The organism is Streptomyces nanshensis, from assembly GCF_001751255.1.
GTDB lineage: Bacteria > Actinomycetota > Actinomycetes > Streptomycetales > Streptomycetaceae > Streptomyces > Streptomyces nanshensis_A.
Window position 1 is genome coordinate 1 of the sequence record NZ_LJGW01000091.1, and the last position, 14,926, is coordinate 14,926.

Annotated in this window: 15 protein-coding genes; all 15 read left to right on the forward strand. The window is 71.2% G+C overall.

The annotated features are described in order from the left end of the window. On the forward strand, nucleotides 1-686 hold a 686-nt coding region (locus tag AN218_RS36390), incomplete at its 5' end, for a hypothetical protein (protein ID WP_107421356.1). Beyond that, nucleotides 683-988, forward strand: coding sequence for a hypothetical protein (locus AN218_RS04490; RefSeq protein ID WP_070015304.1), 306 nt, complete (start codon nucleotides 683-685; stop codon nucleotides 986-988). The genes AN218_RS36390 and AN218_RS04490, both read left to right, overlap by 4 nt. Further along, nucleotides 988-1,743: a hypothetical protein gene (locus tag AN218_RS37840; protein WP_244900262.1), complete on the forward strand. Its 756-nt coding sequence runs from the start codon at nucleotides 988-990 to the stop codon at nucleotides 1,741-1,743. Before AN218_RS04490 ends, AN218_RS37840 begins: the two co-directional genes overlap by 1 nt. Further along, nucleotides 1,736-3,544: a hypothetical protein gene (locus AN218_RS04500; RefSeq protein ID WP_070015305.1), complete on the forward strand. Its 1,809-nt coding sequence runs from the start codon at nucleotides 1,736-1,738 to the stop codon at nucleotides 3,542-3,544. The genes AN218_RS37840 and AN218_RS04500 overlap by 8 nt, the downstream gene beginning before the upstream one ends. Further along, nucleotides 3,544-5,073 carry an SCO6880 family protein gene (locus AN218_RS04505; protein ID WP_070015306.1) on the forward strand — a complete coding sequence of 510 codons (1,530 nt, stop codon included), beginning with the start codon at nucleotides 3,544-3,546 and terminating at the stop codon, nucleotides 5,071-5,073. Before AN218_RS04500 ends, AN218_RS04505 begins: the two co-directional genes overlap by 1 nt. A gap of 26 nt (nucleotides 5,074-5,099) precedes the next feature. Next, nucleotides 5,100-6,596, forward strand: a complete 1,497-nt coding sequence (locus tag AN218_RS04510) for a type VI secretion protein (protein WP_070015318.1) — start codon at nucleotides 5,100-5,102, stop codon at nucleotides 6,594-6,596. A 57-nt stretch (nucleotides 6,597-6,653) separates the two neighbouring features. Then, nucleotides 6,654-7,667, forward strand: coding sequence for a peptidoglycan DD-metalloendopeptidase family protein (locus AN218_RS04515; RefSeq protein WP_070015307.1), 1,014 nt, complete (start codon nucleotides 6,654-6,656; stop codon nucleotides 7,665-7,667). A 2-nt stretch (nucleotides 7,668-7,669) separates the two neighbouring features. Then, nucleotides 7,670-8,344 carry a hypothetical protein gene (locus AN218_RS04520; protein WP_070015308.1) on the forward strand — a complete coding sequence of 225 codons (675 nt, stop codon included), beginning with the start codon at nucleotides 7,670-7,672 and terminating at the stop codon, nucleotides 8,342-8,344. A 31-nt stretch (nucleotides 8,345-8,375) separates the two neighbouring features. Then, nucleotides 8,376-9,140 carry an SDR family NAD(P)-dependent oxidoreductase gene (locus tag AN218_RS04525; RefSeq protein ID WP_070015309.1) on the forward strand — a complete coding sequence of 255 codons (765 nt, stop codon included), beginning with the start codon at nucleotides 8,376-8,378 and terminating at the stop codon, nucleotides 9,138-9,140. A 260-nt stretch (nucleotides 9,141-9,400) separates the two neighbouring features. After that, nucleotides 9,401-9,580, forward strand: a complete 180-nt coding sequence (locus AN218_RS04530) for a hypothetical protein (protein ID WP_070015310.1) — start codon at nucleotides 9,401-9,403, stop codon at nucleotides 9,578-9,580. A gap of 244 nt (nucleotides 9,581-9,824) precedes the next feature. Further along, entirely contained in the window at nucleotides 9,825-11,966 is a 2,142-nt protein-coding gene (locus tag AN218_RS04535; RefSeq protein WP_070015311.1) for a zinc finger domain-containing protein, read from the forward strand. Between the two features lie 1,031 nt (nucleotides 11,967-12,997). Next, entirely contained in the window at nucleotides 12,998-13,603 is a 606-nt protein-coding gene (locus AN218_RS04540; protein WP_070015312.1) for a DUF6409 family protein, read from the forward strand. 93 nt (nucleotides 13,604-13,696) lie between these two features. After that, entirely contained in the window at nucleotides 13,697-14,080 is a 384-nt protein-coding gene (locus AN218_RS04545; protein ID WP_070015313.1) for a hypothetical protein, read from the forward strand. Between the two features lie 166 nt (nucleotides 14,081-14,246). Beyond that, nucleotides 14,247-14,636, forward strand: coding sequence for a hypothetical protein (locus AN218_RS04550; RefSeq protein ID WP_070015314.1), 390 nt, complete (start codon nucleotides 14,247-14,249; stop codon nucleotides 14,634-14,636). Next, a complete protein-coding gene (locus tag AN218_RS04555; RefSeq protein ID WP_070015315.1) occupies nucleotides 14,633-14,872 on the forward strand; it encodes a hypothetical protein in 240 nt (79 codons plus the stop codon). Before AN218_RS04550 ends, AN218_RS04555 begins: the two co-directional genes overlap by 4 nt. The last annotated feature ends 54 nt before the right edge of the window (nucleotides 14,873-14,926 follow it).

Sequence of the window (14,926 nt, forward strand, 5' to 3'; positions counted from 1 at the left end):
GGCCCGCCACGCCCACGCAGGTCCGCGCCGCCGCCGCGGCGGTACCGGCCGGCCCCGGGCAGCGCCCCGCCGCCGTGCTCACCGACGGTCAGGAGTGGAGCGCTCCGGTACTGGATCTGCCCACCGATCCGGCCGCCTGGTACCAACTGACCGCGATCGGGCGCTGGCAGGCCGCCGTCGTCGACACCGTCCACCCGGCCGGGCAGGACCTGCTGGCTTCCCGCAGCGCCGGCGCACCCAGCGCCACGGCGGGCTGGTACCGGCTGCCGTGCAGCGTGTCCGTCCTCACGTGCGCCGCCACCGGCCCCGGTGTCCAGGCCCTGCAGACCCTGCTGCACGTCGCCCTCGCCGAGGGCCTGCCCCTGCATCACACGGTCGTCGCCGTCACCGCCCCCGGGCCGGGCCGTACGCCCGCACCCGTACGGGCGGCGCTGACCATGCTGGACGGCCGCGTCGCCGCCGCCATCGAAGTGCCGCACGAGCCCCACATCCGCTCCCACGGACTGGCCGACCCGCTGCCCGACCGCTCCGGTGCCCGTACCGCCGCCCGTCGCCTTGCCCGAGCCGTGCTGCAGGCCGCGCACCAGGCCGCAGGCGACCCGCTGCCGCACCCACCGGTGCCCGCCCCCACCGCGGCCGCCTCCCCCACCTCCCCCACGTCCTCCACGATCGGAGCCGCGCGATGAGTGCCCTGCTCGACGTCGGCCGCGCCCTGGCCGACAATCCGATACCGAATTTCGAACCGAAACTGCCCGGTGCCATCGCAGGCCCCACCCAGACGATCCTGAGCTGGACCTCCGGCGGCGGCCTCGCCCTGGCCGTGCTGGCGGCCATGATCGGCTGGGGCATGTCCGCGTTCGGCGAACTGACCGAACGCGCCGGGGTGGCCGCCCGCGCGAAACGGGCGGTGCTGTGGTCCTGCGGCTCGGGACTCGGCATCAGTCTGTCCAGCTCGCTGGTGCTCCTCTTCTACAAGGTGGGCACCTGATGGCCGGGCGGCAGAGCGCGCGGAAGGCCCGCCTGTGGCTGGCGGGTATCGCCGTGACGACCATCCTGCTCGTCGCGGGCGCCGTCGCGATCATCCTCTCGTTCGGTGACTCCGGCGGGGACCTGTCCACCGGCAGCGACCGCCAGCGGACGGCGTCGCCGCGCCCCGGCCCCGCGGCCGGGGACAAGCGGCTCACCCCCGCCACCGGCAAGCCGCTGCGCCTGGTCGACGGCGAGAAACACCACCGCAGCGGCGTGAGCGGGCAATTCCCGCACACCGGGATCGGCGCCACCTCCGCCGCCGTTGCCCACCAGGAAGAGCTGGAGGTCCTCGACGACGGCCTCGCCCGGCAGCAGTTGCAGGACATCGCCGCCGACGAAGCCACCGTCCGCAGCGGCGTGAGCGACGTACGCCGCGCACGGGAGCAGGCAGGACTCCCGCCCTCCGGCGGGCCCCCCTCCGGGCTGTCCGTCACCACCACGGTCAAGGCCGCCCGCACCCGCAGCCTCGATACGACCGGCGACGTGATCGAGGTCTGGCTCGTCTACGACCGGCACGCCCAGACGGAAGACGAGCAGAACGACAAGGACCCGCTCACCGACGAGATGACCAGCACCGTCTACACCTGGGACCAGGGCGACTGGCGGCTGACGACCGCGAAGCGCTGGACCTCTCACGGCACCTACCCACGCGCATACGACCCCTCCAGCCCCTACGCCTGGCTGGACGGATGGCGGGAGGTCTCCGATGGCTAAGCTCCTCGCCCGCCTCGCGGCAGTGGCCGCACTGGTCCTCATCGCGCTCTCCGTGGCCGTCCCCGCGCACGCCGTCCCGGGGTCGCCGAACGTGAAACCGCCGGCCCCCGTCCCGGCGGAATTCGCCGCCAACCCGGGCGTGGACAAGGTGACAGGCCACTACTGCTCCCAGGATGACCCGGACCCGAAGAAGAAGAAGCGGTGCCGCCCGCTCACGGCGGGCGAGGCGTCCGGCACGGTCGAGCAGGGCGAAGGTTCTGCCGACAAGCAGGAGGCCCGCGCCTACGAGCTGCGGCAGTTGAAGAAATGGCAGGCCCGGCAGAAGGATCACACCACCAAGCACTACAAGCAGCTCAACGCCTACATCACCAAGTGCCTCGCGGACAAGAACGACCACCGCACGTTCACCTACTGCGCCGGCAAAGGCCGCGCCGAGCATCCCCCGCCCGCGAAGGACCCCGACGACTGGCTGAAGGAGAAGGTCGCCCAGATCGCCGGCGGAGCGTTCGAAGACCTGGCGGAGGGCATGGGTGCGGCTGTCGTCTGGTTGCTGAAACAGTTCGCCGCGTCCTTCGAGGACGTGGCGGCCGTCGACCTCGCTTCCAGCGGCATCGGCCCCATCATGGGCATCACCACCGCCCTCTCGACCATCGCGGGAACGTTCCTGCTGCTCATCCAGTGGGGCCGGGTCGCGGCGACACAGGACGGCGAGGCCGCCGCCACCGCGATCCTCGGCCTGGTGAAGTTCGGTCTCATCCTCCCCGTGTACGCGACCGCCGCGCAGGCCGCGCTCCACTGGTCCCACGTCCTGTCCACCAGCCTGATCGACTTCTCGTTCAAGAAGCAGGGCATCGAGGAGCAACTGCAAACCGCGTTCGGCTCCCTGGTCGGTACCGGAGGCGCGGCCACCGCGGGAGGTTTCCTCATCACCGGCAGCGGCGTCGCCCCCGCGGCGGCCGGCGCGATCATCGTCCTGGCCGCGATCGCCCTGATCGCGATCTTCGCCCTGTGGCTGGAAATGCTGATGCGCGAGGCCGGGATCGACATCCTCCTCGTCGTCATGCCGTTGGTCCTGGCCGGTCAGGTCGCTCACGCCACGTCGGACTGGTGGCCCCGGGCCCGGTCCGCGCTGATCGCGCTGATCCTGATGGAGCCGACGATCACGCTCATCTTCAGTATCGGGTTCGGCCCGATGTCGGACGGCAAGGGCATCCAGTCCGTCCTGGTCGGCGTGCTGATCTTCGTCACAGCCGGGTTCTCCCCGTACGTGCTGACCCGCTTCGTGATCGTCAACGGCAGCGATGGGGGCACCGGCAGCGGAGCAGGCTCCGGTCTCCTGTCCACCCTCGGCTCCAGTGCCTCCAGCGCCATGGGCGGCTACCAGCCGCTGCCCTCGGGCGCCGGAATGATCGCCGGAGGCGGCCACGCTCTCGCGGTTGAGGCCGACACCGCCGCCCACGGCGGACGCAGTGCGGCCGGAAAGAAGGCGTTCGGCGGCGCCTTCCTCCAGGGCGCGGGCCTGGCCCTGCAGGCCGCCGCAGTCGGAAAAGACGTGCTGGAGTCGACCGCGGCCTCGACCGCCTCCTACGCCGGACTCGGGCCCGGCGCCTCCGGCGGACGGCACGTCGTGGTCAACCGCCGCGGTGCCGCCTCCCGCACTCAACCCCGCAGCCACGGCCAAGACGCGGACGTGGTCGGGCCCGTCGAGGAGGACCTGCCGCCGCAGTACGACGCCGCCCCGCCCGTACCGCAGCCGCCAGAAGACCCCGCACCACCGCCCAGCGGAGAGGAAGGCGAGTGATGACCGACACCACTGCCGTGGCCAAATACTCCGGGTGGCAGTCGGAGAAATCCGGATGGATCGGTGACGTCTCCGGTCCCGGCGTCGCCCTGATCGGCGCGGCGACCGCCGCCGCGGTCCTCCCTCTCTACCTGCACAGTTGGCCCGCCGCCGCCGTCTGCCTGCCCCTGACCGGGCTGCTGCTCGCCCTCGCCTTCGGCCGGATCCAGGGCCTGACGGCCGCCGAATGGATCACCCTGGCGGTCCGTCACCAGATCTCCGTGGCCCGCCGCGAGCACCTCTTCCTCTCCGGGGTGTTCGCGCCCCGCACCGCCGCCGGTGACCAGCCCCTCGACCTCCCGGGCACCCTGGCCCGGCTGCGCATCCTCTCGGCGCCCGACGGCCTCGGCGGCACCCTCGCCGTCGTCCACCACCCGGTCGACCGTACGTACACCGCCGTCGCCCGGATCACCTATCCCGAGCTGGCTCTCGTCGACGAGGACCGCAAGGAAGCCCGCGTCGCCGGCTGGAGGGACGTCCTGCGCAGCCTGTGCACCGAGGAGGGCGCCATCACCCGCATCGCGGTGCATCAGCGGTGCCTGCCGGACGACGGCGGCGCCCTGCGCGAGTGGGCCGCCCGCCACATCGCCCAGGACGCCCCGCCGTCCGCCGTCGAAACCCTCGACGGACTGATGTCCGGCGCCGGGCCGGTCTCCACGAAACGCGAGACCTATCTCGCCCTCACCCTCTCCGCCTCCCGCGCCCGCTTGGCCGTCCGCGGCGCCGGCGGAGGACAGCGCGGAGCGTGCGCCGTTCTCGTACGGGAACTGGGGGCCCTGCGCGGCGCCCTGGCCGCCGCGGCGCTGACCGTCGAAGAGTGGCTCGGCCCAAGAGAGCTGGCCGCGGTGATCCGCACCGCCTACGACCCGCACATCCAGCCAGCGCTCTCCGCACACGACGCCCTGGCCAAGGCCCCCGACTGGCAGGGGGAGGCGAAAGGCGTCGACCCGGCCCTGGCCGGTCCCGCCGCCGCCGAGAAGCACTGGAACAGCTACCGGCACGACGGCGGACACAGCATCGCCTACCAAGTCCGCGGACTGCCGCACGAAGCCGTGCTCGCGACCGTCCTCCAGCCGCTCATGCGCCCGCGCACCACCGCTCGGCGCACCCTCACCCTGCTCTACGAGCCGATCGGCCCCCGACGGGCCCGCAACGAGCTGTCGCGAGAGCGAACCAAGCGCCGCTCGGCGCGGATCCTGCGCGCCCGCACCGGCCGGGACGAATCCGAGGATCAGGTCCGCGAGGACCGCACCGCCCGCTCGCAGGACCAAGCCCGCGCCGCCGGTCAGGGAGTCGTCCGCCTCACGGCACTGCTCGCCCTGACCGTCACCGACCCCGAGGTCTTGGACACCGCCGCCGCAGAGCTGCAAGCCGACGCCTCCGACGCCGGACTTCGCGTACGCCGCGTGTGGGGCGGGATGGACGAGGGATTCGCCGTCGCGTGCCTGCCCCTGGGCAGGGGCCTGCCGGACCGCAGGAGGCCCCTGTGATCCGCCGCCGTACCCTCGACGACACCCTGCGCGGAGAAGCGGTCGCCAGCCTCGTCCCCGAACACGAAGCCCCGGCCGCGCCGCCGCTCTCCGCACGAGAGCAGCGCCGTGCCCAGCTCCTGGAGGACCCCGAGGACGCCCTGCGGATCGCACCACCGAGGGGCTGGCCCGGCCCCCTCGCCGGCCGCGCCGCCTCCGTACCCCGCCCGGAGGTCTTCCGGGCCGATACCCGCGCCGCCAGCGGCCTCTACCCCTGGCTGCACGGCGCGAGCTTGCCGCCCGTCGGCGCCTACATCGGCTGGTCCACGTTGACGAGGCAGGCGTTCTCCGCGCACCCGGCGGTGTGGGTGGAGGAGGGGTTGGTGACCAACCCGAATCTGATGATCACCGGAATCCCCGGTAGTGGAAAGAGCGCGACCATCAAAGCGCTCTGCTTCCGTCTGATGGCCTTCGGGCACCCCGTTCTGATCGCGGGCGACGTCAAAGGGGAATACTCCGCGCTCGCCCGCCACTTGGGCGTCGAGCCCGTACGCCTCGGGCCCGGCCGGTCCGGGCGGCTCAACCCGTTGGACGCCGGACCGCTCGGCTCCCTGGAGAGCACGCGGGACGCGGCGGTTGCCAAGGTCCAGCGTGCCGAGGTCCACCGCCGGCGCCTGACGCTCCTGCAAGCGCTTCTGGAACTGCACCTGAAGCGGCCGGTCACCCCCGTCGAGCAGGAAGCCCTCGACGTGGCCGTGCGGGAGACCACCGGAGAACTGCACGGGCAGAGCCGCCTGGTCACGCCCACGCTCCCGCAGGTCCACGCCGTCCTGAAGGATCCCACCCCGGCCATGGCGCACGAGCTGCGGATACGCGGCGAGGAGATCCAGCTCGCACGCGAGCAGATGGCATCCCTGCGCGCGGCGCTCGGCCGCATGATCACCGGGCACTTGTCTGGTCTGTTCGATCAGCAGACCAGCATCAGCCTCGACTGGGACGCGCCGATCCAGACCATCGACGTCTCCGCGCTCTCCGCGTACGGGGACGAAGTGATCGCGATGGTGCTCACCTGCGTCTCCTCCTGGGCCCAAGCCGCCCTCGACCGGGCCGGAGGCCGCCCCTGGATCGTCGTCCGGGACGAGCTGTGGCGGCAGCTCCGCAGCGGCGGCGCCGCTATGGCACGCAAGATCGACAGCGACCTGCGTCTCAGCCGTGCCGACGGCGTGATGGACATCCTCGCCACCCACCGCCTGAGCGACCTGGAAGCCGTCGGCGATGCCGGCAGCGAAGCCTCCGGCATCGCCCGCGAGCTGATCAGCTCCTGCGAGACCCGCATCCAGCTCCACCAGGACACCTGGCCCCTCTCCGTCATCCGGGAAGCCGTCGGCCTCACCTCCGCGGAATGCGCCCTCATCAGCTCCTGGAACGGTCAGCGCGGCCGCGCGCTCTGGAAGCTGGGCCAGGGCTCCAGCCACGCCGTCCAACTGGTCCTCTCCCCGCTCGAACAGCGCCTCTTCCACACCGACGAACGCATGGCCATGTAGCCCGCCGCCAGCACATTCACCGACGACCACGAGAAGGGAACGAAAGGGGGGAAGCAGATGAAGACGTTCGCCGTGGGCATCGGCTGCTTCCTCGGCTTCATCCTCGCCGTCGCGCTGTTCGTGACGATGTTCGCCGACGACCACGCGGAGGCCGCGCCCGCACCCGCCGGCGGCGCCCTCCGGGGAGGTAAGGGCGGTGTGCCCGGACGCTACAAGGACCTCATCTACGACGCCGCGGAATGCAAGAACGGGCAGAGGCTCCCCGCACCGGTGCTGGCCGCGCAACTGCGGCAGGAGAGCGGATTCAACCCGCGCGCCGGGTCGGACAAAGGGGCGCAGGGCATCGCCCAGTTCGTCCCCGGCACCTGGGCCTCCCGCGGCATCGACGGCGACGGCGACGGCGACCGGGACGTGTGGGACCCCAAGGACGCGATCCCCGCTCAAGGAGCGTTCATGTGCTCCTTGTTGACCATGGCGAAGAAGCATCCTCAGTACGACGGGTCACCTACCGAGTTGGCGTTGGCGGGCTACAACGCTGGCTGGGGCGCCGTCGCAAAGTACGGCGGCGTGCCGCCGTACCGCGAGACGCAGAACTACGTGCGGGCGATCACAGCCGGGGCCAAAGATCTCACCGCCGCCGACGTCGGCGGCTCGGCCGGGACCGGCACCTGGGTCCGCCCCGTCGACGCCAAGCTCGGCACGCCATACCACGCCAGCGGCGCCGCTTGGTCATCCGGTTACCACACCGGCGTCGACTTCGCCGCCGCCAGCGGCACGACCGTACGAGCCGTCGGGCCTGGCCGTGTCGTCGCAGCCGGCGACGGCGGCGCCTACGGCAACCAGATCGTCATCCGCCACAGCGACGGGATGCACAGCCAGTACGGCCACCTGTCCGCAGTGACCGTACGCCCCGGACAGACCGTCAGGGGCGGAGCGGCCATCGGCCGCTCCGGCCAGACCGGCAACGCCTACGGGCCGCACCTCCACTTCGAGATCCGCACCACCGCGGCGTACGGGAGCGACATCGCTCCCCTGCCCTACCTCCGCAAACACGGACTCCAGATCGGATAGCCATGACCATGACCGGTGAGCAGCAGTATCAACCCTGGGGCACCGTCACCCCGGGCTTCTGGCAATCGGCGCACGCACCCACCTACGCACGGGCGCACGCCCAGCACAGCAGCGCTCCCCCGCCGCCACAGCAACCGCCCCGCAGCAGCGGCGAGTCGACCACGCCCCCGCCGCCGGAGCGCTACCGCGCCCGGATCGATGCCATCTCCGCAGCCGCCCGCGACGCGGACCCAACCCGCCGCGCGGCCGCAGCCGTTGACGCCGAACGCCTCGATGAGGAAATCACCCGCGGGTACGGACAGCACCACATCCACACCATCCAGATCCGTGAACTCCGCGGCCACCTCGCCCACATGACCGGCGATCACGAGACCGCCGTGCGCTGGCACCTGCACACCGCAGCCCTGCACAGCACCACCGCCGGGCCCTCCCACCCACTGACCCGGGCAGCCCTGCGCAGAGCCGCCCACCTGTGGCTCTCCTCCGTCAGCGGCTCCGCCGCCATCCCGCTCGGCACGGCCCTGCTGGAACTGGCCGCCTTCGGCGACACCGACAGCGAGCTGCACCGCCACCTCACAGCCCGCATGACGAAGCTCAACGACGCCACGCGAGGTGACGCCCCGTCCGAACACCCCTCGGAGCCCCCGGACACCCCGAACGCGGCCCCGTCCACCTGAGCAACCACCCCGGCAGAAAGCGGAGTCCACCATGTGCCACAGCCTCACCGGTCAGGTCATCCTCGTCACCGGCGCCTCCAGCGGCATCGGCGCGGCCACCGCGCGCCGGGCCGCCGCCGAGGGCGCCCGCGTCGTCCTCGCCGCCCGCCACCGCGACGCCCTCGACGACGTCACGGCCGACATCCGCGACTCCGGCGGCGCCGCCGCAGCGCTCACCACCGACGTCACCGTCGACGAGGACGCCGCACTGCTCGTCGAGTACGCGCTCGGCCTGTACGGACGGCTCGACGGCGCCGTGAACAACGCCGGCGGCCCCCTCTCCCCCGCCGTCCCCGTCGCCGACCTCACCCCGGCCCAATGGGACGCCGACGTCCGCATCAACCTCAGCAGCGTCATGTACGGAATGCGCCACCAGATCCCCGCCATGATCGAAGGAGGCGGCGGCACCATCATCAACGTCTCCTCCTACCTCGGCATCGTCGGAGCCCCCGGACGCGCCCCCTACTCCGCCGCCAAACACGGCGTCATCGGCCTGACCCAGACCGCCGCCCTCGAATACGCCCGCCGCGGCGTACGCATCACAGCCGTCGCCCCCGGCGGAGTCGACACCCCCCAACTCCACGCCGCCATCGGCGACTCCGAGGCGGCACGGGCCGAAGCCGACGCCCTCCACCCCATCGGCCGCATCGCCCACCCCGACGACATCGCCAACCTCATCGTCTGGCTCCTGACCAGCCACGCCGCATACCTCACCGCCGGCACCATCACCGCCGACGGCGGACTCACCGCAGCCTGAACACCACCAACCCGCCGGAGAACGCCCCCACATGACACCCCGTCCGAACAAGCCCCGACACAGGCCCCACAGACGTCTCCTGACGATCCGTAAACATCGACTGAGCGGTACTCGCTCAAATTTCACATCAGACACGCCCGCCGATGTAGTGAACACGGCGCGCTCTGTGAAAAGATCACGGCATGCCCATCAGTGGAAAGCCTCAGCCGCACCGACGCGCGGCATACGACGCGTCAAGTGGGCGGCCATGGCGAACCGGTGTGCAGATCCTTCCCCTGCAAGCGGAGAAGGCGATCCGGGCCGCCGACATGATGAAGCTGTCGTTCTCCGGGTTCGTCAACGAGATGATCAGGCGACTCCCCGTCGACGAGAACGGCGCACCTATGTGGCCGGACGAGACGAACGACTACGAGCAGGAGGAGCTGCCTAAAGCCGGATGACAACAAGGTCCGGGCAGTGAAAAGGCCCCGGCTACCAACCGGGGCGCTGACGCCGTTCGGACGGGATCTCAGCCGTGAAGCTGTGGCGGCGGATCGCTGAGTCCCTATTCACACCATCTGCACGTGAACCGGTTCGGGTTACCAGCCCGAGCCGCGGCTCTCGTGTGTCCCGGGAAGCCCCCCAGGAGTTTTTTCCATCGTAGCCCATGGCTGCGGTGACGGCACACCCTTGCCTGACACAGGTGTGTCGTCTGCCGCCCGAAATGCCCGCTCTTGTACGGGTGTTCTGCCCTCCACCGCAGGTGAGACGAGGGTCGATTTCGCGCGCCTGTTCCTCGCGCTCTCCCCCTCCGACCGCATCCGCGTCGACACGCGGGACCGCCGCACCGGCACCTGGAGCCACGAGTACAAGGAACAACCACTACCCGCCGACCCCCCGCCCGGCCCATGGGCCGTCCAGCTCACCGGCAGTGCGGGCCGCTTCCAATGGCTCTGCTTCGACCTCGACAGCAAGCGCGGCGACGTCGGCCCGGACCTCGCCACCCTGCTCCGCTGGCTGGACGAAGTCGACCTGACCTACGTCGTAGCCGCCTCCGGCTCCTCCGGCGGCCGGCACGTATGGACCACCTGCAGCACCCCGCTGGACGCCGTACTCGTCAAAGCGATCAACGAGGCAGCCGCCAAAAGGTTGCCGACGCTCGACAAAAGCGTCCTCGCCAACGCCTCCACCGGCGGCGTACGACCGATCGGTGCCCTACACCGCCACGGCGGCACCTCATCCCTCGTCGCACCGCTCGACGAGCGCGAGGCCGCACGACTGCTCACCCCGGACACGTGCGGCAACACCGACGAGGCATTCGTACGGCTGGCCACGCGCCTCGGCTGCGCGCCCGCCCCCGCCCACGTACGCCAGCAGCAGAGCGAGCCTCATCTCGAGGTCCTGGACGACGAGTTGGGCCCGCGGCTGCCCGGCACCCCCCGCACCGTCCTCGACGCCGAGACGCACCGCCTGCTCACACGCCGCCCGCCCGACGACCGCGTCAGCGAAACCCTCGCCGCGGTCCTCACCCGCCTCGCCCTGCGCCGCTGGACCTGGCCCATGATCGAGCGCCTCCTCACGGAGAAGCGCCACCGCGACGGCGGACTCCTCCATGCCTGCTCCCGCCCTGGCCGCGGAAACCTACGCGAGCCCCTCCCCGGCCCGGAGGCCGTACGCAAGCTGAACCGCCAGTGGAAGCGTTGCGTCGACCACGCTGCCACCCTCCCCCCGCACCAGACACAGACCGCGGAGTGGAGCGAACACATCGCCGACGTCGTCGACACCGTCGTCGCCGTCCAAGCCGCCGCCGACGCATGCCCCGGACGCTGGGCCACCGAATCCGGCCCAGCCGACCGCGCCGCACTCGACCTGCGCTGTCTCCTCGCCCTGCAGGCGGGCACCCTCACCATCGACTGCGATCTGCGCCGCGCCGCGCTGGCCACCGGACACGGCCGCTCCACCATCCACCGAGCCGAACAGCGTCTCGCCCTCGACGGCTGGACCGTAGCCCGTGACAGCGACGGCGCCGCCGCCACGTACGAACTCCTCAGCCCTGCGGAGCAGGCTCACCCCGGTCACGATCACCACGTTGCACAGGGTGGGACACAAGGTTCCCCGCCCCCGAAGGGAAAGCTGCGGAACTTCCTTACCGAGCGTCTGACCTCCCGTCTTGCGATCTGTGCACACGATGCCTTCGCCTACACCCGCCGGAGTCGCCTGGGATACCCCGCAGGTCTCGGGCACCACGCAGCGCGCATCTACCAACAACTACTGGAGGAGGGTCGGCCACAGACCGTCACCGATCTGGTCGAGAGCACCGGCTACCAGCTCCGCACCGTTGTACGCCACCTGAGCCGCCTTCAGGACTACCTCATGGCCACCAGGGCAACCCTGACCGTTCATCACGAATGCCCCCACTGCGGCGTTGCCCCCGGAGAACGCTGCTACGTAAACGGGCACACAGCCTCCCGACGAGGCCGCCACCACCAGCACGGCGCACGCCAAGCCCTCGCCCGCCAACGGGCCGAACAGCCCCACTACCGGGCCCGTACCGGCTCGCTCACCGCGGCCGCGCGAGCCCTCGGCACCCACGGCCTCACCGCCACCCGAGCCCGCATCTACGCCATCGAGATCGAGCTGTACCACTGGTGGCTCAACGAACTCGAATGGATGCAGTCGCCGAAGACCGGCGTACGCACCGGAGTCCGCACCCACCCCGATCAAACCACCCTGGTCATCACCACACTCGGAACCCAGCCCCGACGCCGTTACCCCCGCACCACCGCACGCCGCGCCGACCACTCCCGCGCCCGCCGGCGCCTCCTCGACCGCACCGCCACAGTCTGACCCCGCCCCTCCAGCTCGCAGAAGCATGCGGTCTGATGACGGGACCCGCTCCACAGGGCTTGTTATTAGCACCAGGTCTGATCAGAGCCGGAAGGAGCGAGGATGCCGGCGTCGTACGCGAGCGCTACGGCATGCGTGACGGTACGGGCCCCCAGCGAGACCCGCAGACGGGCGATGAGCCGACCGGCTGTCTCAGGCCGGACCCGGAGCAGGGCGGCGACGTCGCCCCTCGCCATAACTGATGATCACGGTCTCGATCGGCGTCACACGCCCAAGTGTTCAGCCAGGCCCACCGCCCCGACCACCGCGGCGTACGACCCGGCAACACGAAGACAGCCCACGGCGCCCCTGCGCGGAACCGCCAGGGGACTCCCCACCGGCCGGAGGCGTCACGGGCACATGGCCGTCCGCCGCCCGCGAGCACCCCGGAGCCCCCACGAACGCAGTGAAGCGCGCCGCCCCGTACGACGGCGACGCCCTGGTCAAGACGGTCGCCGACCTCGCGGCGGGCGGTTCGCCGCCGGCGACCGCACACGACGTCACCGGTCAGAGCGAAGAACGTGCCTCCGGCGGGTCCTCCCTCGGAGGGGGAGGCGGCGGAGCCGTCACCTGCGGGCCGCAGGGAGGTACAGGTCCAGGGGTCGCGACGCGGCCCCCTCCCCGGACGGACACCACAGGCAGCCACACCCCGGCCCGGACCCCCAAGGTCGTTCGTCCGCTGCTCGGCATCTCCTCGTACCTCGGAGACCCCTGCGCTGCGGGCGCTCCACCTTGGCCGCCCGCACCGGCGCGCGGCAGGGGCTACGCCCTGTCCGACCGAGGAGGGAACCACCCCGCTCACGCCACCCCCACGGGCGAAGGCCGCCCCAAAAACCCCTGAAAAAAGCCCCTGACCAGCAGAAACGCACGCTCCAAGGCTGGACAACAAGCCAAAAACTTGGTTGAATACTTGTATCGGAAGGGGGGGCAAACCCTTCCGATCCCCGCAGGCCAACCGCCCGACGGGGCTCGTACGACCAAGGAGCCAACACATGAACGACTTCGCCGTTCAGACACACAAGATCATCCCGGTGCTGGGCACCGTCCCGGGCAGCACCAACCCGCTCGACATTTCCGAGGAGTGCCAGACCTGCCACGCCAAGGACGGCAGCAAGGGCCCCTGCCGACTGGACAAGGGCACCCTCACGGTGCAGGACCTGGTACCCGGCACCCTCGTTCACGCCCGCCCGGCGCCGTCGCCCGGCTACATCCCCACGGGCACGGGCATCGTGGCGCGTCCCCACGGATCGGCCCTCGACCACAGGGACGAGCGCATGACCGCGCACGACCGCAGCGCGGTCACCACCTTGATCTGGTTCTTCCCCCTGGGGAACGGCCACGGCACCGTCCACGCGATGTTCCCGCGCGAGATCACCCCGCTCCGTACGACCCTCCACGACCTCACGCCCGAAGTCTTCGACCGTCTCGCCCGGACCGTCGGCCTGCTCCGTCCCACCGCAACGCTCATGCGGCCCCTGTTCTGGACGCTGAACGCGATCCGCATGGGCGACACCTCCGAGACCCGCCGCTGCGTCCACTGCCTCACCGCCACTCCGGCCGACCGCGCCGAATGCAGGGGCTGCGACCGCATCTGCTGACGCCGCGCTGAGCAGCACACCCGCCGCCCCGGTCAGACGGGCCGGGGCGGCGGGCCCCCGAAGCAGACCGCCACGCACGAGAGGACCCACCCGATGAGCGAGACCCCGAACACCGCCCCGGTCGCCATGACCCTGCCGCCCGTACCGGACCCCACAGGAGGCGACGGCTACGACTGGATGGCGAAGCTCGACCGCGGCTGGCGCCCCGTCGCAGGCATCAAGGGCACGATGATCGGCGACTGGCCGTACGTCGTCGTCGCCCACTACGACAGCCCGGCCACAGGCGCATACGGCGTCACCGTCTACCTCGAAGGGGACGTCGAGACGCACGCCTACACCTCCCGCACCGAGCGCGACCGGCACACCGTCCTCAAGTACGCCGAGGACGCCCAGGACGAAGGCGACGGACACGGCGAGCGCACCGAGCCGCACCGGGACGCCAACGGCGGGGTGGACGGCCACAGCCGGCCCGTGTAGCCCGCCCCCGTCCACAAGCACGCCGAAACCGTCGCCCCGTGCCAGCAGCCGGGGGCGGGGCGACGGTCGGCCCGGAGCGTGCCGTACGGGCCCTGATGAGAGCACAGGCACACCGCGCACAGACCGGGGAGGGCAATCCCCGCGCGGAGAACCAAGGAGCCAACACATGCAGTGGATCATGGCCAAGGCCACGAAGCCGGGCCCTGAGACGCCGACCTATGCGGAGGGCACCCACCCCAGCCGCGCCGAAGCGTGCGTCCTCGCGGACGGGTTCGAAGACCTCTTCGCCGTACTGATCGCCTGGCAGAACGATCTCATGGCGGACGGCGAGTACATCACCGCCTACGCGATGCCCGCCGTCGTCACCCAGGCCGGATACGTCGCCGCCGAAACCCTCGCCGCATGGGACGAGGGCGACGAACGGGCGATCCGGCTGGACTACGAACACGGAGGCTGGATCAAGGTAGCGCCGGACCACGAGGCCCGCCCCAAGGGGCGCCCCCCGTTCCCGCCCGCACTGGAGGCCCCGAAGCGCCGCAAGGAGATCACACGATGACTCAGCCCTGGTGGGACCCCTGCCGTCAGCACATCTACAAGCCGGGCACATACGGGCTCTACATGTGCATCCGTACGGCCAGCGGCGACAACCTGGAAGCGCGCGGCAATATCCAAGTAGACGGCCACCCGACCTACGAAGAACTGGCCGAAGGACTCGTTCGCAGGTTCGTCCGCGACTTCGAAGTGGGCGAGGAGTACCAGGTCCGGGCCCTCCTCGTCTTCGACCGGGACTGAGCCCGCCCCCGTCCACAGCCAGCCGAAACCGTCGCCCCGTGCCAGCAGCCGGGG